The 17,979-nt window shown below is 65.2% G+C and carries 19 protein-coding genes and 1 tRNA gene; 13 read left to right on the top strand and 7 right to left on the bottom strand.

Annotated elements, in window-relative coordinates:
- Positions 1-77 precede the first annotated feature (77 nt).
- The 3 genes from ACFW0B_RS22090 to ACFW0B_RS22080 are packed head-to-tail and all read left to right on the top strand — an operon-like array spanning position 78 to position 3,452.
- Positions 78-1,343 carry a murein hydrolase activator EnvC family protein gene (locus ACFW0B_RS22090; RefSeq protein ID WP_449151118.1) on the top strand — a complete coding sequence of 422 codons (1,266 nt, stop codon included), beginning with the start codon at positions 78-80 and terminating at the stop codon, positions 1,341-1,343.
- Positions 1,344-1,371: 28 nt separating this feature from the next.
- A complete protein-coding gene (locus tag ACFW0B_RS22085) occupies positions 1,372-2,685 on the top strand; it encodes a S41 family peptidase (protein WP_449151117.1) in 1,314 nt (437 codons plus the stop codon).
- 2 nt (positions 2,686-2,687) lie between these two features.
- A complete protein-coding gene (locus ACFW0B_RS22080; protein WP_449151116.1) occupies positions 2,688-3,452 on the top strand; it encodes a divergent polysaccharide deacetylase family protein in 765 nt (254 codons plus the stop codon).
- Positions 3,453-3,589: 137 nt separating this feature from the next.
- On the opposite strand, the gene ACFW0B_RS22075 is transcribed toward ACFW0B_RS22080, so the two are convergent.
- The 7 genes from ACFW0B_RS22075 to hisB form a co-directional block, all read right to left on the bottom strand.
- On the bottom strand, positions 3,590-4,345 hold the full coding sequence (locus tag ACFW0B_RS22075; protein WP_449151115.1) for a substrate-binding periplasmic protein: 756 nt from the start codon (positions 4,343-4,345) through the stop codon (positions 3,590-3,592).
- Between the two features lie 143 nt (positions 4,346-4,488).
- A complete protein-coding gene (locus ACFW0B_RS22070; RefSeq protein ID WP_449151114.1) occupies positions 4,489-5,244 on the bottom strand; it encodes a substrate-binding periplasmic protein in 756 nt (251 codons plus the stop codon).
- 132 nt (positions 5,245-5,376) lie between these two features.
- Positions 5,377-6,147 (bottom strand): imidazole glycerol phosphate synthase subunit HisF, encoded by a 771-nt coding sequence (gene hisF, locus ACFW0B_RS22065; protein ID WP_449151113.1) that lies wholly within the window; start codon positions 6,145-6,147, stop codon positions 5,377-5,379.
- A gap of 45 nt (positions 6,148-6,192) precedes the next feature.
- Positions 6,193-6,930: a 1-(5-phosphoribosyl)-5-[(5-phosphoribosylamino)methylideneamino]imidazole-4-carboxamide isomerase gene (gene hisA / locus ACFW0B_RS22060; RefSeq protein WP_449151112.1), complete on the bottom strand. Its 738-nt coding sequence runs from the start codon at positions 6,928-6,930 to the stop codon at positions 6,193-6,195.
- 40 nt (positions 6,931-6,970) lie between these two features.
- Positions 6,971-7,228, bottom strand: coding sequence for a DUF2164 domain-containing protein (locus tag ACFW0B_RS22055; RefSeq protein WP_449151111.1), 258 nt, complete (start codon positions 7,226-7,228; stop codon positions 6,971-6,973).
- A 4-nt stretch (positions 7,229-7,232) separates the two neighbouring features.
- Positions 7,233-7,871, bottom strand: coding sequence for an imidazole glycerol phosphate synthase subunit HisH (gene hisH, locus ACFW0B_RS22050; RefSeq protein ID WP_449151110.1), 639 nt, complete (start codon positions 7,869-7,871; stop codon positions 7,233-7,235).
- Positions 7,871-8,464, bottom strand: coding sequence for an imidazoleglycerol-phosphate dehydratase HisB (hisB, locus tag ACFW0B_RS22045; protein ID WP_044873053.1), 594 nt, complete (start codon positions 8,462-8,464; stop codon positions 7,871-7,873). Before hisB ends, hisH begins: the two co-directional genes overlap by 1 nt.
- 128 nt (positions 8,465-8,592) lie before the next feature.
- On the opposite strand from hisB, the gene panM reads away from it, so the two are divergent.
- From panM to ACFW0B_RS21995, 10 genes are all read left to right on the top strand, one after another.
- Positions 8,593-8,991, top strand: coding sequence for an aspartate 1-decarboxylase autocleavage activator PanM (gene panM / locus ACFW0B_RS22040; RefSeq protein ID WP_449151109.1), 399 nt, complete (start codon positions 8,593-8,595; stop codon positions 8,989-8,991).
- Between the two features lie 154 nt (positions 8,992-9,145).
- On the top strand, positions 9,146-11,374 hold the full coding sequence (locus tag ACFW0B_RS22035; protein WP_449151108.1) for an AsmA family protein: 2,229 nt from the start codon (positions 9,146-9,148) through the stop codon (positions 11,372-11,374).
- Positions 11,371-12,438 (top strand): A/G-specific adenine glycosylase, encoded by a 1,068-nt coding sequence (gene mutY, locus ACFW0B_RS22030; RefSeq protein ID WP_449151107.1) that lies wholly within the window; start codon positions 11,371-11,373, stop codon positions 12,436-12,438. Before ACFW0B_RS22035 ends, mutY begins: the two co-directional genes overlap by 4 nt.
- Complete coding sequence (locus tag ACFW0B_RS22025; protein WP_449151106.1) at positions 12,435-12,707, top strand: oxidative damage protection protein; 273 nt, start codon at positions 12,435-12,437, stop codon at positions 12,705-12,707. The genes mutY and ACFW0B_RS22025 overlap by 4 nt, the downstream gene beginning before the upstream one ends.
- 76 nt (positions 12,708-12,783) lie before the next feature.
- Positions 12,784-12,859: transfer RNA gene (locus tag ACFW0B_RS22020), tRNA-Phe, on the top strand.
- Between the two features lie 599 nt (positions 12,860-13,458).
- Positions 13,459-14,232 carry an ABC transporter ATP-binding protein gene (locus ACFW0B_RS22015; protein ID WP_449151105.1) on the top strand — a complete coding sequence of 258 codons (774 nt, stop codon included), beginning with the start codon at positions 13,459-13,461 and terminating at the stop codon, positions 14,230-14,232.
- Positions 14,233-14,251: 19 nt separating this feature from the next.
- Positions 14,252-15,004: an ABC transporter substrate-binding protein gene (locus tag ACFW0B_RS22010; RefSeq protein ID WP_449151104.1), complete on the top strand. Its 753-nt coding sequence runs from the start codon at positions 14,252-14,254 to the stop codon at positions 15,002-15,004.
- A 48-nt stretch (positions 15,005-15,052) separates the two neighbouring features.
- Positions 15,053-15,748, top strand: coding sequence for an ABC transporter permease (locus ACFW0B_RS22005; RefSeq protein WP_449151103.1), 696 nt, complete (start codon positions 15,053-15,055; stop codon positions 15,746-15,748).
- A complete protein-coding gene (locus ACFW0B_RS22000) occupies positions 15,745-16,434 on the top strand; it encodes an ABC transporter permease (RefSeq protein ID WP_449151102.1) in 690 nt (229 codons plus the stop codon). Before ACFW0B_RS22005 ends, ACFW0B_RS22000 begins: the two co-directional genes overlap by 4 nt.
- A gap of 85 nt (positions 16,435-16,519) precedes the next feature.
- Entirely contained in the window at positions 16,520-17,734 is a 1,215-nt protein-coding gene (locus tag ACFW0B_RS21995; RefSeq protein WP_449151101.1) for a methyltransferase, read from the top strand.
- Positions 17,735-17,979 lie beyond the last annotated feature (245 nt).

The raw sequence follows: 17,979 nt of genomic DNA, 5'->3' as shown, positions 1-17,979 counted from the left end.
CCCTGGTTCCGGGCGTTTTTTTTGCACCGCGCCACGGGCATACTAGGCCGGTCCTTCCCCCTGGTGCCCCACGTCTCATGTTTCGCACCCTTGCCTTCGTTATCCTCGCCAGCCTGATCACCCCGGTCATGGCCGACCAGCGCGCCGAAACCCGGCAACAGCTGGATCAGGCCGCCAAGGACGTCGCCGAGCTGAAGAAACTCCTGCTGCAGCTGCAGGAGGAAAAGTCCGGCGTCCAGGCCGATCTGAAGAAGACCGAAACCGAGATGGGCGACCTGGAGCAGCAGGTCAAAGACCTGCAGCAAGAGCTCAAGAAGAGCGAAGAGGAGATCCAGCGCCTGGATGGGGAGAAAAAAAAACTCCAGGCCGCACGCGCTGAGCAGCAACGGCTGATCGGCATCCAGGCTCGCGCCGCCTACCAGAGCGGCCAGCAGGAATACCTCAAGCTGCTGCTCAACCAGCAGCATCCCGAGAAGTTCGCCCGCACCCTCACCTACTACGATTACCTGAGCAAGGCGCGCCTGGAGCAGCTCTCGGCGTTCAACGAGACCCTGCGCCAGCTGGCCAACGTCGAGCACGACATCACCGCCCAGCAGGACCATCTGAACGAACAGAAGGCCGCCCTGGAGGGCCGCCGCGAGCAACTGGCGGCCGCGCGCAAGGAACGCCAGCAGGCCCTGGCCAAGCTCAACCGGGACTTCAGCGACCGCGACAAGAAGCTCAAGGCCCGCCAGCAGGACCAGGCCCAACTGAGCAAGGTGCTGAAGACCATCGAAGAAACCCTGGCGCGCCAGGAGCGCGAGGCCCGGGAAGCCGAGGAAGCCCGCAAGCGCGCCCTCGCCGAGCAGCAGCGGCAACTGCGCGAACGCCCGGCCGGCAGCCCCGCGCAGGCCACCAGTGGCCCGATGGTTTCCAGCGCCGGCGGCAATTTCGGCGGCCCCTTCGCCAAGGCCCGTGGCCGGCTGCCCTGGCCGGTGGACGGCCGTCTGGTGGCGCGCTTCGGCTCGGCCCGCGGCGGCGACTCCCGCGCCAAATGGGACGGCGTGCTGATCGGCGCCCCCGAAGGCAGCTCCGTCCGCGCCGTGCATGGCGGCCGCGTGGTTTTCGCTGACTGGTTGCGCGGCGCCGGGCTTCTGGTCATTCTCGACCATGGCAACGGCTATCTGAGCCTTTACGGGCACAATCAGCGCCTATTGAAAAGTGCCGGCGATATCGTGCAAGCAGGCGAATCCATCGCCACCGTCGGCAATAGCGGCGGGCAAGACACGCCCGCACTGTACTTCGCCATTCGCCAGCAGGGCCGCCCCACCGACCCGGCACAATGGTGCCGCGCCCAAGGATAGGCGCCATCTCATCTAGCAGGAGTTTCGCATGCCGCATCTGTCCCGCCTCACTTCCCTGGCCATGACGCTGGCGCTGCTCGGCGGCGCCCCGCAGCTTCTGGCCGCCGAGGAGCCGGCAACCCTCCCTGCCACGGCGGTGAGCGGCAAGGCGCCGCTGCCACTGGATGAGCTGCGCACCTTCGCCGAGGTGCTGGACCGCATCAAGTCCGCCTACGTCGAGCCGGTCGACGACAAGACCCTGCTGGAAAATGCCATCAAGGGCATGCTCAGCAACCTTGACCCGCACTCCGCCTACCTGGAACCGGAAGACTTCCAGGAGCTGCAGGAAAGCACCAGCGGCGAGTTCGGCGGCCTGGGCATCGAGGTCGGTGCCGAAGACGGCTTCATCAAGGTGGTTTCCCCCATCGACGACACTCCGGCCTCCAGGGCCGGCATCCAGCCCGGCGACCTGATCGTCAAGATCGACGGCCAGCCCACCAAGGGCATCTCGCTGATGGATGCGGTGGACAAGATGCGCGGCAAGGCCGGCAGCAAGATCACCCTGACCCTGGTGCGCGACGGCGGCCGGCCGTTCGACGTCGAGCTGGTTCGCGCGGCGATCAAGGTCAAGAGCGTGAAGAGCCAGCTCCTGGAGAAGGGCTATGGCTACCTGCGCATCACCCAGTTCCAGGTCAACACCGGCGAAGAAGTCGGCAAGGCCCTGGCCAAGCTGCGCAAGGACAACAATGCTCGCCTCTCCGGCCTGGTGCTTGACCTGCGCAACAACCCCGGCGGCGTACTGCAATCGGCGGTGGAGGTTTCCGACCACTTCCTGAAGAAAGGCCTGATCGTCTACACCAAGGGCCGCATCGCCAATTCCGAGCTGCGCTTCTCCGCCGACCCGGCCGATGCCAGCGAGGGCGTGCCGCTGGTGGTACTGATCAACGGCGGCAGCGCTTCGGCGGCCGAGATCGTCGCCGGCGCCCTGCAGGACCACAAGCGCGGCGTGGTGATGGGCACCGACAGCTTCGGTAAGGGTTCGGTGCAGACCGTGCTGCCGCTGAACAACGACCGCGCCCTGAAGCTGACCACCGCGCTCTACTACACCCCCAACGGCCGCTCGATCCAGGCCCAAGGCATAGTCCCGGACATCGAAGTGGCGCGCGCCAAGGTCACCCGCGAGCAGGACAGCGAAAGCTTCAAGGAAGCGGATCTCGCCGGCCACCTCGGCAACGGCAACGGCGGCGCCGACCGTCCGAGTTCGAGCAAGAAGTCCGCAGAGCCGCGCCCGCAGGACGATGACTTCCAGCTGAGCCAGGCCCTCAACCTGCTGAAAGGCCTGAACATCACCCGCGAGAACTGAGGATGCGCTGGAAGGCCTGGCTGCTGGCGCTCTGCCTGGGCGCGACGGCAGCCAGCACCTGGGCCGCCGCGCCGGCCCGCCTGGGCCTGGTGATCGACGACCTGGGCCAGAATCCCGCCCGTGATCGCCGCGTCCTCGCCCTCCCCGGCCCGGTGGCGCTGTCCATCCTTCCGGATACACCGCACGCCCGCGAACTGGCCGAAGCCGCCCATAGCGCAGGCAAGACGGTGATGCTGCACCTGCCCATGGACCCGGCTGGAGGCCCCTACGCCTGGCATCCTGGACTTGCCACCGCCGAACTGGAAAAGCGTCTCGACGCCGCCCTGCAGCGGGTGCCTCACGCACGCGGCCTGAACAATCACATGGGCAGCCGCATGACCCAGCAGCGTCCGGCCATGGCCTGGCTGATGCAACGCTTGCTGCGGGAGCACCGCTTCTTCATCGACAGTCGCACCAGCGCCGCCACCGTGGCCGCCGCCGAAGCGCAGAAGGCCGGGCTGGCCAGCCTCTCGCGGGACATCTTCCTCGACGACGACCAGAGCCCGGCCGCCGTGGCCGCCCAGTTCGACGCCGCCCTCAGGCTCGCCCGCAAGCAGGGCTCGGCACTGATGATCGGCCACCCGCACCCGGCGACCCTGGAACTGCTCGAACGCGAGCTCCCGCGCCTGAAGCAGCAGGGCTTTGAACTGATCAACGTGGAAATGCTGATCGCCCTGCGCGGCAACCGGGCCATGGCGGCCCATGGCAAGGCGGGGGTTTATCGCTAGCTCCCCAAGATGCCCTTGTGGGGGGCGAATTCATTCGCTGTGGGCCGCGAAGCGGCCCCGTAACCTCGACCGTCAGGCCTGCGGCCTGATTAGCGAATAAATTCGCCCCCACAGAGAAAGGCAAACCTGCACCATTGTCACAGGTAGTTCTGGGTGATCTCGTCGACGTAGCCGTCGTTGCGCATCTCGTCCAGAGCCTTCTGCAGGCGCTCGATGACCTCGTCCGGGGTGTCCTTGTTGAAGGCCAGGTAGAGTTCGGCGCTGTTGAAACGCAGCACGGTCTGCAGGCCGGTCACGCCTTCCTGCTTGGCCAGGTAGCGGCCCACCGGATCGGTGGTGGCCCAGAGGTCGATCTGGCCCTTGATCAGCTTCTTCACGTTCTCCTGGTCACGCAGGGCATTCTGCGGCGCCATGCCCTGGCTTTCCAGGTGCTGGCTCACGGCGTCGTTCTTGTAGGCGCCGATGCGGTACTGGGCCGCGCTCTTCAGGTCCTTGACGCTCAGGTTGTTGCCCGGCGCGGCGAGCAGCACCCACTCGGTCTTGGCGATGGGGCCGACCCACTTGAACAGCGGCTGGCGCTCCGCGGTGAAGGTGGTGGAAAACAGGCCGTAGCTGGGCTTGTCGAGGGTGAGGCGGTAGAGGCGGTCCCAGGGGAAGCGCAGGGTCAGGCTGTAGTTGATGTCGGCACGCTTGAACATCTCGCGGACGATATCGGCGCTGATGCCGTCGATGCCGTCGTCCCGGGCGAAGTTCTTGTCGTCCACCGCCATGTTGAACGGCGGGAAGTTCTCGGTGAGCAACACCACCTTGTAGTCAGCCGGCAATTCGGCGCGTGCCGTGAAGGCGAGGAACATCAGGCCCAGGGTCAGGGCGCGTTGGATCAACTTCTGCATTGTCTTACCCGCTCGCTTGAGTTGTGGTTGTGGCCAAGCGGCTTCCTTGCGTGGGCTCCCCACCCACGGACGTACGACTCGACTCGTCCCGCCTTCCATGGCGATAGCAAACGACAGGCTCGTGGCCGGTCGTTCGTGTCTTTCTACAGATAGCTGTTGAGGATCTCGTCGACGAAGCCCTCGGCGCGCATCTGGTCCAGCGCGACCTGGAGTTTCTTCACCACCTCGTCGGGGACCTCCTTGTTCAGCGCCAGGAACAGCTCCGCCTGGTTGAAGCGCAGGACGGTCTTCAGGCCGCTCACGCCTTCCTGTCTGGCCAGGTAACGACCGGCGGGGTCGCCGGTGGCCCAGAGGTCGATCTGGCCCTTCTCCAGCTTCCTGGCGTTCTCCTGATCGCGCAGGGCCGTGATCGGGTCGAGCTTCTGCTGAGTCAGGTATTCGGCGATGGCGTCGCCCTTGTAGGCGCCCACCTTGTATTGGCGGGCGTCGTCCAGGCTGCCGAGGGCAATCTGGCTGTCGGCGCGGGCCAGCATGATCCAGTCATCCGGACCGATCGGGCCAACCCACTTGAAGGACTGCTCGCGCTCCGGCAGGCGCGCGGTGACGAAGACGCCATAGCCCGGTTTTTCCAGCGCCAGCTTGTAGATGCGGTCCCAGGGGAAGCGCAGGGTCAGGCTGTACTTGACCCCGGCTCGCTTGAACATCTCGCGCACGATATCGACCGCGATGCCGTCGATGTTGTCTTCCTGGGCAAAGTTCTTCCCGTTGATCGACATGTTGTAGGGCGGGAAGTTTTCAGTCAGGAGAACGACGCTGTAGTTCTCGTCCACTTCGGCGCGGGCGGCACCGGCAAACACCATCAGGGTACCGGCCAGCGCCAGCAGCAGGCGTTTCGACATAGGCGAACCTTCCAGGGAAGATGGGAAATGCGCTGAGCTTAACCTCGCGGGAGCGAGGCTCGGGCATCAGCAGCCCAGGCTGCGAAGTCCGTCACGTGTGCAGCCTGGACGAATGCTAGGCAAGTTTTGTGCTCAGCGCACGAGGATTCCGCGACTGGCCAGATACGCCTTGGCCTCGGGCACGGTGTACTCGCCGAAGTGGAAGATGCTCGCCGCCAGGACAGCGTCAGCCTTGCCTTCGAGAATGCCGGCCGCCAGGTGCTGCAGATTGCCGACGCCACCGGAGGCGATCACCGGAATCCCGACGGTTTCGCTGATGGCGCGGGTGACGCCGAGGTCGTAGCCGCTCTTCACGCCGTCCTGGTCCATGCTGGTGAGCAGGATCTCGCCGGCCCCCAGGTCTTCCATCTTCTTCGCCCAGGCCACGGCGTCCAGGCCGGTGGGTTTACGCCCGCCGTGGGTGAAAATTTCCCAACGCGGTGTTTCCCCGGGAGCAGACACCTTCTTGGCGTCGATGGCGACCACGATGCACTGGGAGCCGAAGCGCGCCGCGGCTTCGCCGACGAACTCCGGGGTGAACACCGCGGCGGTGTTGATCGACACCTTGTCGGCGCCGGCATTGAGCAGGTTGCGAATGTCCTGCACGGTGCGCACGCCGCCACCCACGGTCAGCGGGATGAACACCTGGCTGGCCATGCGCTCCACGGTGTGCAGGGTGGTGTCGCGGCCGTCGACGCTGGCGGTGATGTCGAGGAAGGTGATCTCGTCGGCGCCCTGCTCATCGTAGCGACGGGCGATCTCCACCGGATCACCGGCGTCGCGGATGTTCTCGAACTTGACGCCCTTGACCACGCGGCCGTTGTCCACGTCGAGGCAGGGGATGATGCGTTTTGCGAGGGCCATAACAGTGTTCCCGTAGGGTGCGCCGTGCGCACCGTTAACCGTCGATCAACCCTTGTAGCTGTCGCAGAAGGCCTGGGCCTCGGCGACGTCCAGGGTGCCTTCGTAGATGGCGCGGCCAGTGATGGCGCCAATGATGCCGGGGGCCTTGGCGGCCAGCAGCTTCTCGATGTCGCCGAGGTTGTGGATACCACCGGAAGCGATCACCGGGATGCGGCTGGCGGCAGCCAGGGCAGCGGTGGCTTCGACGTTGCAGCCCTGCATCATCCCGTCCTTGGCGATGTCGGTGTAGACGATGGCGGACACGCCGTCGGCCTCGAAGCGGCGGGCCAGGTCGACCGCCTGCACGCTGCTCACTTCGGCCCAGCCGTCGGTGGCGACGAATCCGTCCTTGGCGTCCAGACCGACGATGACCTTGCCCGGGAAGGCCTTGCAGGCCTCGGTGACGAACTCGGGTTCCTTCACCGCCTTGGTGCCGATGATCACGTAGCTGACGCCGGCCTTGACGTAGTGCTCGATGGTTTCCAGCGAGCGGATGCCGCCGCCGATCTGGATCGGCAGGGTCGGGTAGCGCCTGGCGATGGCGGTAACCACCTCGCCGTTCACCGGTTTGCCTTCGAAGGCGCCGTTGAGGTCCACCAGGTGCAGGCGGCGGCAGCCACCTTCCACCCACTTGGCGGCCATGCTCACCGGGTCGTCGGAAAACACGGTGGAGTCTTCCATGCGGCCCTGGCGCAGGCGCACGCAGGCGCCGTCCTTCAGATCGATAGCGGGGATAATCAGCATCGGTTCAACCTGTTCGAAGTCAGTGGATTCGGCTCGGCGCTCAGTCTTTCTCGAGCGCCCACAAGTCGCTCTCGATGCTTTCGAACCTGTCCTTCAGGTGCGCCTGCACATCGAAGATCGCCTTGTTGTAGAAATGCGGCGCGAATTCCCGGGCGAAGAAGTCGAGCACTTCCTCTGCCTCGAAGGAACCCAGCTCCAGCTCGAAGCGATCCGCCATGAAACGCTTGATCGCCAGCACCGCGTCCTGGGTCTGGGCGGCATCGAGCTGCAAGCCCGGAGCCTTCTTCGCGCGGCTCATGGGCTTACCAGCGGCCATCCCAGGCGGCGAAGTTCTGCAGCAGCTGCAGGCCGTGGGTGTGGCTCTTTTCCGGGTGGAACTGCACGGCGAAGCGCGAACCTTCGGCCAGCGCGGCGGCGAAGTCCTTGCCGTAGTGACCGCGACCGACCACCTGCTTCGGATTGCCGGCCTCGATGTAGTAGCTGTGCACGAAGTAGAAGCGCGCGCGGTCGGGAATGTTGTGCCAGAGCGGGTGGGCGACGCTCTGCTGCACCTCGTTCCAGCCCATGTGCGGCACCTTCAGGTGCTCGCCGTCTTCCACCAGGTCCTTGCCGAAGAAGCGCACCTGGCCGGGGAACAGGCCGATGCAATCGACGCCGTCGTTCTCCTCGCTGTGCTCCAGCAGGGCCTGCATGCCGACGCAGATGCCGAGGAAGGGGCGGTCCTGGCTGACTTCGCGCACCAGGCTGTCGAAGCCCAGGCGGCAGATCTCGGCCATGCAATCGCGAATCGCGCCGACACCGGGGAACACCACGCGGTCGGCTTCACGGATCACGTTGGCATCGCTGCTGACCAGCACGCGGCCGGCGCCGACATGCTCAAGGGCCTTGGCAACCGAATGCAGGTTGCCCATGCCGTAGTCGATGACTGCAACCGTCTGCATCAGAGCACGCCCTTGGTGGAGGGCATCTGCCCGGCCATGCGCGGATCGCGCTCGACGGCCATGCGCAGGGCGCGGCCAAACGCCTTGAACACGGTTTCGATCTGGTGGTGGGTGTTGTGGCCACGCAGGTTGTCGATGTGCAGGGTCACCAGGGCGTGGTTGACGAAGCCCTGGAAGAACTCCTGGAACAGGTCGACATCGAAGCCGCCGACCACGGCGCGGGTGAACGGCACGTGCATCTGCAGTCCCGGACGGCCGGAGAAGTCGATCACCACGCGGGACAGCGCTTCATCCAGCGGCACGTAGGAATGGCCGTAGCGGACGATGCCCTTCTTGTCGCCGATGGCCTGGGTGAAGGCCTGGCCGAGGGTGATGCCGACGTCTTCCACGGTGTGGTGATCGTCGATATGCAGATCGCCCTTGCACTCGATGTCCAGGTCGATCAGGCCATGGCGGGCGATCTGGTCGAGCATGTGCTCGAGGAAAGGCACGCCGATATCGAAGCGTGCCTTGCCAGTACCATCCAGGTTGATCGAGACCTTGATCTGGGTTTCCAGGGTATTGCGTTCGACGGATGCCGTGCGTTCGGCCATCACCAGCTCCACAAAAGGCTCACGAAAAAGAGCGCCATTATAGGCCGCGGGCTCCTGGCGCCGCTACCGACAGCGGTCGGCGGGGATTACACTGCCGGCCCCTAGCCGCAATGCCCCCAGGAGCTGCCATGCCCGTGATCGTCGAGACCCTGAACAGCCCTTCCGCGCAGGATCGCGTCGACCTGGCGAAGGTCTACGCCGACGCCCCGGACTGGCTGCTGCCGCCCTACGCCGACGCGGCGGAACTGGTGGAACGCGGCCTGGCCGACGGCCTGCTGGTGGCGGGACGCTTCAACGACCGCCTGCTGGGCGCCGCCCTGCTGGTGCGCGGCGAGCAGCACTGGCAGCTGTCGCACCTCTGCGTGCGCAAGGTGACCCGTCATCGCGGCGTCGGCCGCCGCCTGGTGGAAGAGATAGCCCGCCAGGCAAGGGATGCGGGAAAGCCGCTGCACCTGGCCGCGCCGAAGGATCACCTGGAAAGCCAGGCCTTTGCCGCGCGCCTGCACCTGCCGCTGGAAAGCCTCTGAGGCGGGCGCACCTTCCCCGCTGAACCGACGGCGCAAATCGCCATCCAACGTACCCGGGCCCGGGAGTCGGGCCTTTGCCGCCGAACGCCATCACGATGGCCCGGCGCTATACTCGGCACCTTCAATTCACACGATCCATCACAAGGACTGGCCAATGAAAGCCTTCGGCAAAATCCTGGGCCTCATCTTCCTCGGGCTGTTGCTGATCATCGTGGCGGCAGGCTTCGCCCTGACCCACCTGTTCGACCCGAATGATTACAAGGACGAGATTCAGCAACTGGCTCGCGAGAAGGCCAACCTCGAACTGACCCTCAACGGCGATATCGGCTGGAGCCTGTTCCCCTGGCTCGGCCTCGAACTGCACCAGGCAACCCTGGCCAGCGCCACAACCCCGGAAAAGCCCTTCGCCAACCTCGACATGATCGGCCTGTCGGTCCGCGTCATGCCGCTGCTGCGCCGTGAAGTGCAGATGAGCGACATCCGCGTCGAAGGCCTCAACCTCGACCTGCAGCGCGACGACAAGGGCCACGGCAACTGGGAAGACATCGGCCACCCGGCCAGGGCCCCGAAAACCGCCCAGACCGGCACGCCGGCCACGTCCGCACCGGCCGAAGAGGCCAGGCAGGCCCCCGCCGCCGAGCCGGCCCGTCCGATCAAGCTCGATATCGACAGCCTGACTGTGCGCAACGCCCGCATCGACTACACCGATGCCAAGAGCGGCAAACAGTTTTCCGCCGAGGGCATCGAGTTGACCACTGGCGCCATCCGCGAAGGCGCCAGCATTCCTCTCAAGCTCAGCGCCTTCTTCGGCACCAATCAGCCGGTACTGCGCGCCAAGACCGACCTCACTGCCAACCTGCGCTTCGAACGCGCCATCAAGCGCTACCAGCTGGAAGACCTCAAGCTGAACGGCGAGGCCTCGGGCGAGCCGCTGAAAGGCAAGACCCTCACCTTCAACGCCCAAGGCCAGCTGCTCGCCGACCTGGCCGCCAACATCGCCGAATGGAACAGCCTCAAGCTCTCCGGCAACCAGCTGCGCGCCCTCGGTGAACTGAAAGTGCGCAACCTCGACAAGGACCCGCGCCTGGAAGGCGGCCTGTCCATCGCCCCGCTCAACCTGCGCGAGTTCCTCACCGGCGTCGGCGTCGAACTGCCGCCCATGAGCGACGCCACCGCCCTGCAGAAATTCGAGCTGGTCACCAAGCTCAATGGCAGTGCCAACAGCCTTGCCTTCGAAGGCCTGAACCTCAAGCTGGACGACAGCACCTTCAGCGGCCGCCTGGCCGTGGCCGACTTCTCCCGGAAAGCCGTGCGGGTGCAGCTCAAGGGCGACAAGCTCGACCTCGACCGCTACCTGCCGCCCAAATCCGAGGCCAAGCAGCAAGCCCAGACCGCCCGCCAGGCCGAAGTGAAGCCTGCCGTGGCCGCTGCGACCCAGGGCACCACGCCGCTGCCCAACGCTCCAACCCAGGCGGCCTGGAGCGAAGCCCCGGTGCTGCCGGTGGACCAGCTGCGCAAGGTCGACCTGGAAGCCACCCTGAACCTCGGCCAGTTCACCGTCGACAAGCTGCCCATGGATGACGTCAGCCTCAAGGCCAACGGCAAAGCCGGCCTGCTGACCCTGGAAGACCTGCGCGGCGGGCTGTTCGGCGGCAGCTTCCAGGCCAATGCACAGATCGACGCACGCCAGGCGGTGCCGCTGCTCAAGGCGCACAAGCGCATCAACAATGTGCCGGTGGAAAAACTCCTCCAGGCCCAGGAACAGAAGCCGCCGGTGCGCGGCCTACTGGACCTGACCGCCGACGTCACCAGCAGCGGCAACAGCCAAAAGGCCTGGGTCGACGGCCTCAACGGCACAGCCAGCTTCGCCCTCAACGATGGCGCGCTGCTCGACGCCAACCTCGAACAGCAGCTCTGCCAGGGCATCGCCACCCTCAACCGCAAGTCGCTCTCCACCACCCGTGGCGGCAGTGAAACGCCGTTCCGGGAGCTCAAGGGTTCGCTCACCTTCAATAACGGCGTGGCCAACAACCCCGACATGCGCGCCAGCATTCCCGGCCTCAGCGTCAAGGGCAATGGCGCCGTCGACCTGCGCGTGCTCGGCCTGGACTACCGCCTCGGCGTGGTCATCGAAGGCGACAAGAGCGCGATGCCGGACCCGGCCTGCCAGGTCAACGAGCGCTATGTCGGCATCGAGTGGCCGCTGCGCTGCCGCGGCCCGCTGGAACTGGGGGCCAAGGCCTGCCGCCTGGACAAGGACGGCATGGGCAAGGTGGCCGCCAAGCTGGCCGGCAGCAAGCTCACCGAGAAGCTCGAAGAGAAACTCGGCGACAAGGTCAGCCCGGAACTCAAGGACGCGCTCAAGGGGCTGTTCAAACGATGACCCCCGAGCAGTTCTCCGGCGCCGTACTCGACTGGTACGACAGCCACGGCCGCAAGGACCTGCCCTGGCAACAGGGCATCACCCCCTATCGCGTCTGGGTATCCGAAATCATGCTGCAGCAGACCCAGGTCAGCACCGTCCTGGGTTACTTCGACCGCTTCATGGACGCCCTGCCCACGGTGCAGGCCCTGGCTGCCGCGCCGGAAGACGAGGTGCTGCATCTCTGGACAGGCCTCGGCTACTACACCCGCGCCCGCAACCTGCAGAAGACCGCGAAGAAGGTGGTTGCCGAGTTCGGCGGCGAATTCCCCCGCGATGTGGAAAAGCTGGCGGAGCTGCCAGGCATCGGGCGTTCCACCGCCGGCGCCATCGCCAGCCTGTCCATGGGCCTGCGCGCGCCCATCCTTGATGGCAACGTCAAACGCGTCCTGGCCCGCTACGTCGCCCAAGAGGGTTACCCGGGCGAACCGAAAGTGGCGAAGCAGCTCTGGGACGTGGCCGAGCGCTTCACCCCGCAGGTCCGGGTGAACCATTACACCCAGGCGATGATGGATCTCGGCGCCACCCTCTGCACCCGCAGCAAGCCCAGCTGCCTGCTGTGCCCGCTGCAGAGCGGATGCCGCGCACACGCGCTGGGCCGGGAAACCGCCTACCCCGCGCCGAAGCCGCGAAAGACGCTGCCGCAGAAGCGCACCCTGATGCCGCTGCTGGCCAGCCGCGACGGCGCCATCCTGCTCTACCGCCGCCCTTCGAGCGGCCTCTGGGGCGGTCTCTGGAGCCTGCCGGAGCTGGACGACCTGGATGCCCTCGCCCCGCTGGCCAGCCAGCATTCACTGCACCTGGGCGAGCGCCGCGAACTGCCCGGGCTGACCCACACCTTCAGCCACTTCCAGCTGGCCATCGAGCCCTGGCTGGTGGCCGTCGAAGGCAGCGCCCCCGCCGTGGCCGAGGGCGACTGGCTCTGGTATAACCTCGCCACCCCGCCGCGCTTAGGGTTAGCCGCCCCGGTGAAGAAGCTGCTCAAGCGCGCGGCCGACGTATTGAATGCAGGAGAACCGCGATGACCCGCACCGTGATGTGCCGCAAGTACAAAGAGGAACTGCCGGGCCTGGAGCGTCCGCCGTATCCGGGCGCCAAGGGCGAGGACATCTTCAACAACGTCTCGAAGAAGGCCTGGGATGAGTGGCAGGCCCACCAGACCATGCTGATCAACGAGCGTCGCCTGAACATGATGAATGCCGAGGACCGCAAGTTCCTCCAGTCCGAAATGGACAAGTTCCTTTCGGGCGAGGAATACGCCCAGGCCGAGGGTTATGTCCCCCCAAGCGCGTAAGCGCCCGAAAAAACTAAAAATTTTTTCGATAGGGTGTTGACGAGGTGCCGGCAAATCCGTTTAATAGCGCCCCGTTGCCCAGGTAGCTCAGTCGGTAGAGCAGGGGATTGAAAATCCCCGTGTCGGCGGTTCGATTCCGTCCCTGGGCACCACTAATACCGAACCCCTGACTCCTAACGGTTTCAGGGGTTTTTGCTTTCTGAAGCATTGCCAACCCGCACCACACTGGTACACGAAGCCAGCTTGCTGGCGAATGGGCGATATCCCGGAAAGCTTCGCGAAGGGCCGCGCAGCGGCCCCGTAGGTTGATCCGAGCGCAGCGAGGCCCAACGCGCCCGGCATCAACCGCGAAACGTTGGGTTTCGTTGCTCTACCCAACCTACAAGTGCCGCCGTTTTCTGTGGAGGCCAATGCAAACGGTCCCTCGCCACCAAAGACGCCAGCGAAGCCAAGCGAGCCTTGGCCGCTGCATGGATCGAGTCGGAGGCACCTGCGCGCGAAGTAACCGATTGATTCCAAAGAAGAAAACCACAAGAATGGCGCGAAGCCGCGACATTCGTGCGTTTCAGCCCGGCCCTGGGGCTTTTTTAGCTACCGCGACAAGCAACTGCAGCGATGCGACAACCGCGCCCGTAGAGCCATTTCAGGGCTCTCCGCCAGCTTTCACCTGGCAAGTGGCTATGCTAGGTTGGCCCTCGCCAGGAAGGCCGCCCCACCGCCAGAGTGCCCCCGAACAATAAGAGGACCCCCCATGGCCCAAGCCACGCCAGCGCTTGAAATCCGTAATCTGCACAAACGCTACGGCGCTCTAGAAGTGCTCAAGGGCATCTCCCTCACCGCCAATGACGGTGACGTGATCTCCATCCTGGGATCCTCCGGCTCCGGCAAGTCCACCTTCCTGCGCTGCATCAACCTGCTGGAGAACCCGCACGAAGGCCAGATCCTGGTTGCCGGCGAGGAGCTCAAGCTCAAGCAGAGCCGCACCGGTGAACTGGTTGCCGCCGACAACAAGCAGATCAATCGCATGCGCAGCGAGATCGGCTTCGTATTCCAGAACTTCAACCTCTGGCCGCACATGACGGTGCTCGACAACATCATCGAAGCGCCGCGCCGCGTGCTCGGCCAGAGCAAGGCCGAAGCCATCGAAATCGCCGAGGCCCTGCTGGCCAAGGTCGGCATCGCCGACAAGCGCCACGTCTACCCGACCCAGCTTTCCGGCGGCCAGCAGCAGCGTGCGGCCATCGCCCGTACCCTGGCCATGCAGCCGAAGGTGATCCTGTTCGACGAGCCCACCTCGGCGCTGGACCCGGAGATGGTACAAGAAGTGCTTAACGTGATCCGCGCGCTGGCCGAGGAAGGCCGCACCATGCTGCTGGTCACCCATGAAATGAACTTCGCCCGGAACGTATCCAGCGAAGTGGTTTTCCTTCACCAGGGCCTGGTGGAAGAACAGGGACCGCCAGAGCAGGTATTTGACAACCCGCAGTCGGCGCGCTGTAAACAATTCATGTCCAGCAATCGCTAAAACACGGAGCAAGAGCACAATGAAGAACTACAAGAAGATTCTGCTGGCTGCGGCCGCCACACTCGCTTTCGGCACCAGCGCCGTGGCCGCCGACAAGCTGAAGATCGGCACCGAAGGCGCCTACCCGCCCTTCAACCTGATCGACGCCAGCGGCCAGGCCGGCGGCTTCGACGTGGAGATCGGTCAGGCCCTCTGCGCCAAGATGAAGGTCGAGTGCGAAGTGGTGACCTCCGACTGGGACGGCATCATCCCCGCCCTGAACGCCAAGAAGTTCGACTTCCTCGTCGCCTCCATGTCCATCACTGAAGAGCGCCAGCAGGCCGTCGACTTCACCGACCCCTACTACACCAACAAGCTGCAGTACATCGCGCCGAAAAGCAGCGACTTCAAAACCGACAAGGAGAGCCTGAAGGGCAAGGTGATCGGCGCCCAGCGCGCGACCATCGCCGGCACCTGGCTGGAAGACAACATGAAGGACGTTGTCGACATCAAGCTCTACGACACTCAGGAAAACGCCTACCTCGACCTGGCCTCCGGCCGCCTCGACGGCGTGCTGGCTGACAAGTTCGTGAACTGGGAATGGCTGAAGAGCGACGCCGGCAAGGACTTCGAGTTCAAGGGCGACCCGGTGTTCGACAACGACAAGATCGCCATTGCCGTGCGCAAGGGTGACCCGCTGCGCGAGAAGCTGAACACCGCGCTGAAGGAAATCGTTGCTGACGGCACCTACAAGAAGATCAACGACAAGTACTTCCCCTTCAGCATCTATTGACCTGCCCGTCCGGTGCCGCCCCTGCGCGGCACCGGCGCCTGAACGCCCATGACCCTAGACCTTCACGGATTCGGCCCGGCCCTGGCCGCGGGCACGCTCATGACCATCAAGCTGGCGCTGTCCGCGCTGGCGTTGGGTCTGGTGCTCGGCCTGCTCGGCGCCCTGGCCAGGACTTCATCCATCAAGCCGCTGCAGTGGCTGGGTGGCACCTATTCCACCATCGTGCGCGGCATTCCCGAACTGCTCTGGGTTCTGCTGATCTACTTCGGCACGGTCAACCTGATGCGCAGCCTGGGCGAGGCGCTCGGCTACCCCTCCCTGGAGCTGAATGCCTTTGCCGCCGGCACCATCGCCCTCGGCCTGTGCTTCGGCTCCTACGCCACCGAGGTCTTCCGCGGCGCCATCCTGGCGATCCCCAAGGGACACCGCGAAGCGGGCCTGGCCCTTGGCCTGTCCGGCGGGCGCATCCTCTGGCGGGTGATCCTGCCGCAGATGTGGCGCATCGCCCTGCCGGGCCTTGGCAACCTGTTCATGATCCTGATGAAGGACACGGCACTGGTTTCCGTAATCGGCCTTGAGGAAATCATGCGCCGTTCGCAGATCGCCGTGACCGCCAGCAAGGAGCCCTTCACCTTCTATATGGTGGCCGCCTTCATCTACCTGGGCCTGACCATCCTCGCGATGATCGGCATGCATTGGCTTGAGAAGCGCGCCAGCCGCGGCTTCAAGCGGAGCGCAGCATGAACTGGGAAGTCATCGTCAAATACCTGCCGCAACTGGCCCAGGGCGCCATCCTCACCCTGGAGCTGGTGGCCATCGCAGTGATCGCCGGCCTGATCCTGGCAATCCCCATGGGCATCGCCCGCGCATCGCGCCACTGGTACGTACGCGCCCTGCCCTACGGCTACATCTTCTTCTTCCGTGGTACGCCACTGCTGGTGCAGCTGTTCCTGGTCTACTACGGCCTCGCGCAGTTCGATGCGGTGCGCAAAGGTCCGCTCTGGCCCTACCTGCGCGACCCGTTCTGGTGCGCGGTGATCACCATGACCATGCACACCGCGGCCTATATCGCCGAGATCCTGCGCGGGGCCATCCAGGCCGTTCCGCCGGGGGAAATCGAAGCGGCGCGGGCCTTGGGCATGTCGCGCACCCAGGCGCTGATCCACATCGTCCTGCCGCGCGCGGCGCGCATCGGCCTGCCGGCCTACAGCAACGAAGTGATCCTGATGATCAAGGCCAGCGCCCTGGCCAGTACCGTCACCCTGCTGGAACTTACCGGCATGGCACGTACGATCATCGCCCGCACCTACCTGCCGGTGGAGATCTTCTTCGCTGCCGGCCTGTTCTACCTGCTGATCGCCTACGTACTGGTTCGGGCCTTCCGCCTGCTGGAGCACAAGCTGCGGGTAGACGCCCTGCAGGGTCGCTGAGCCCGCTACCGCTCCTCGTCCCCGGATGAGGAGCGCAGGGGGCGGCGCTATAATCGCCGCCCCCTGATATCCACCGCCTCACCCCATGACCAGCCCCGCGCCCCTCCAAGGCCCGCTCCTGCGGGAACGCTTCGCCGCCCTGGACGACTACCTGCGCACGCACCAGCACATCTGGCGCCCAACACCCTTCACCGAACTGGAACTCCCCTGGGAGCGCGAGCACCCCGAGCTGGCCGCATGGCTGCGCGGCCGCAGCCTGGCGGAGGCGGACGCCATCCACAACCAGCCGGAGCAGCTGCAGGCCCCGGCACCTTATCCACAGCTTGCGGCGCAATCGTCCGGACTCAGCCAGATCGGAGAACTGCCTGCCACGCGCACCGAGGCAATTCCCCATGCGTTCACCGTGGACGTTCCCGGACGCAAGTGGCAGCAGATCGACGCCTTCGCCAGCTGTCTCGGCTTTCGCCAGGCCCCCGCTCACTGGCTGGACTGGTGCTCCGGCAAGGGACATCTGGGACGTCGCCTGGCCCACGACGGCACGCTGCTGACCTGCATCGAACTCGACCCGCAACTGGTCGCCAGCGGCCAGAAACTCAGCCAGCGCCTGGGGCTGGCAGCTCGGCACCACGAACAGGACGCTCTGGCGGATGACGCCGGCCGCCACCTCACTGCCGAACACACCGCGGTGGCCCTGCATGCCTGTGGCGATCTCCACGTGCGCCTGATGCAACTGGCCAGCGCCGCCGGCTGCCGGCAACTGGCGATAGCGCCCTGCTGCTACAACCGCATCCAGACGCCGGACTACCAACCGCTCTCCGCAACGGCGAGGAACTCCGCGCTGCACCTCAGCCAGGCCGACCTGCGCCTGCCTCTCAGCGAGACCGTCACGGCCGGAGCCCGCGTTCGCCGCCAGCGCGACCAGTCCATGGCGCGCCGACTGGCCTTCGACCTCCTGCAAAGGGAACTGACCGGCAACGACCGCTACCTGCCCATCCCCTCGCTGGCCACCAGCTGGCTGGACAAGCCATTCCCGGAGTACTGCCGCGATCTCTGTGCCCTCAAGGGCTTGCCCACCCCGGCGGATCGCGACTGGCAGGCGCTGGAAACAGCGGGTTGGCAACGCCTCGCCGTGGTGCGCAACCTGGAACTCCCCCGCAGCCTGTTCCGCCGCCCCCTGGAACTCTGGCTGCTACTGGACCGCGCGCTGTTCCTCGAAGAACAGGGCTACCAGGTGCAGCTCGGCAGCTTCTGCCCGCCCCGGCTCACACCACGCAACGTCCTGCTCCTGGCCGAACGCTGAACTTACCCACAAAACCTGTGGATAACTTTGTTGATGAAATCTGGGCAAACACCCGCAAAGCCTTGCCGTGCTCAACCCGGAAAGGCTGCTCATTTTTTGTTCATCACATGAAAAGCCAGGAAATACAGGAGGTTGCGAAATTCCGAGACACAGCGCACAAAATTTCAGAACGAACGTACCAATACGCATCACCTTTGTGCATAAGCCCCGTCACGCTGATGCCGAAAGCTGCGCCGACAAGCGTC

It is taken from the genome of Metapseudomonas phytobenefica, assembly GCF_043392685.1.
Lineage (GTDB): Bacteria > Pseudomonadota > Gammaproteobacteria > Pseudomonadales > Pseudomonadaceae > Metapseudomonas.
This window is presented reverse-complemented; position numbering and strand designations above follow the sequence as displayed.

Coding starts and splice junctions, on each gene's coding strand:
- ACFW0B_RS22070 (WP_449151114.1), bottom strand. CDS start 5,244: ATGTCGAAACGCCTGCTGCTGGCGCTGGCCGGTACCCTGATGGTGTTT.
- ACFW0B_RS21995 (WP_449151101.1), top strand. CDS start 16,520: ATGACCAGCCCCGCGCCCCTCCAAGGCCCGCTCCTGCGGGAACGCTTC.
- ACFW0B_RS22005 (WP_449151103.1), top strand. CDS start 15,053: ATGACCCTAGACCTTCACGGATTCGGCCCGGCCCTGGCCGCGGGCACG.
- ACFW0B_RS22015 (WP_449151105.1), top strand. CDS start 13,459: ATGGCCCAAGCCACGCCAGCGCTTGAAATCCGTAATCTGCACAAACGC.
- panM (WP_449151109.1), top strand. CDS start 8,593: ATGCCCGTGATCGTCGAGACCCTGAACAGCCCTTCCGCGCAGGATCGC.
- mutY (WP_449151107.1), top strand. CDS start 11,371: ATGACCCCCGAGCAGTTCTCCGGCGCCGTACTCGACTGGTACGACAGC.
- hisA (WP_449151112.1), bottom strand. CDS start 6,930: ATGCTGATTATCCCCGCTATCGATCTGAAGGACGGCGCCTGCGTGCGC.
- hisF (WP_449151113.1), bottom strand. CDS start 6,147: ATGGCCCTCGCAAAACGCATCATCCCCTGCCTCGACGTGGACAACGGC.
- ACFW0B_RS22090 (WP_449151118.1), top strand. CDS start 78: ATGTTTCGCACCCTTGCCTTCGTTATCCTCGCCAGCCTGATCACCCCG.
- ACFW0B_RS22075 (WP_449151115.1), bottom strand. CDS start 4,345: ATGCAGAAGTTGATCCAACGCGCCCTGACCCTGGGCCTGATGTTCCTC.
- ACFW0B_RS22085 (WP_449151117.1), top strand. CDS start 1,372: ATGCCGCATCTGTCCCGCCTCACTTCCCTGGCCATGACGCTGGCGCTG.
- ACFW0B_RS22000 (WP_449151102.1), top strand. CDS start 15,745: ATGAACTGGGAAGTCATCGTCAAATACCTGCCGCAACTGGCCCAGGGC.
- ACFW0B_RS22055 (WP_449151111.1), bottom strand. CDS start 7,228: ATGAGCCGCGCGAAGAAGGCTCCGGGCTTGCAGCTCGATGCCGCCCAG.
- hisH (WP_449151110.1), bottom strand. CDS start 7,871: ATGCAGACGGTTGCAGTCATCGACTACGGCATGGGCAACCTGCATTCG.
- ACFW0B_RS22025 (WP_449151106.1), top strand. CDS start 12,435: ATGACCCGCACCGTGATGTGCCGCAAGTACAAAGAGGAACTGCCGGGC.
- ACFW0B_RS22080 (WP_449151116.1), top strand. CDS start 2,688: ATGCGCTGGAAGGCCTGGCTGCTGGCGCTCTGCCTGGGCGCGACGGCA.
- hisB (WP_044873053.1), bottom strand. CDS start 8,464: ATGGCCGAACGCACGGCATCCGTCGAACGCAATACCCTGGAAACCCAG.
- ACFW0B_RS22035 (WP_449151108.1), top strand. CDS start 9,146: ATGAAAGCCTTCGGCAAAATCCTGGGCCTCATCTTCCTCGGGCTGTTG.
- ACFW0B_RS22010 (WP_449151104.1), top strand. CDS start 14,252: ATGAAGAACTACAAGAAGATTCTGCTGGCTGCGGCCGCCACACTCGCT.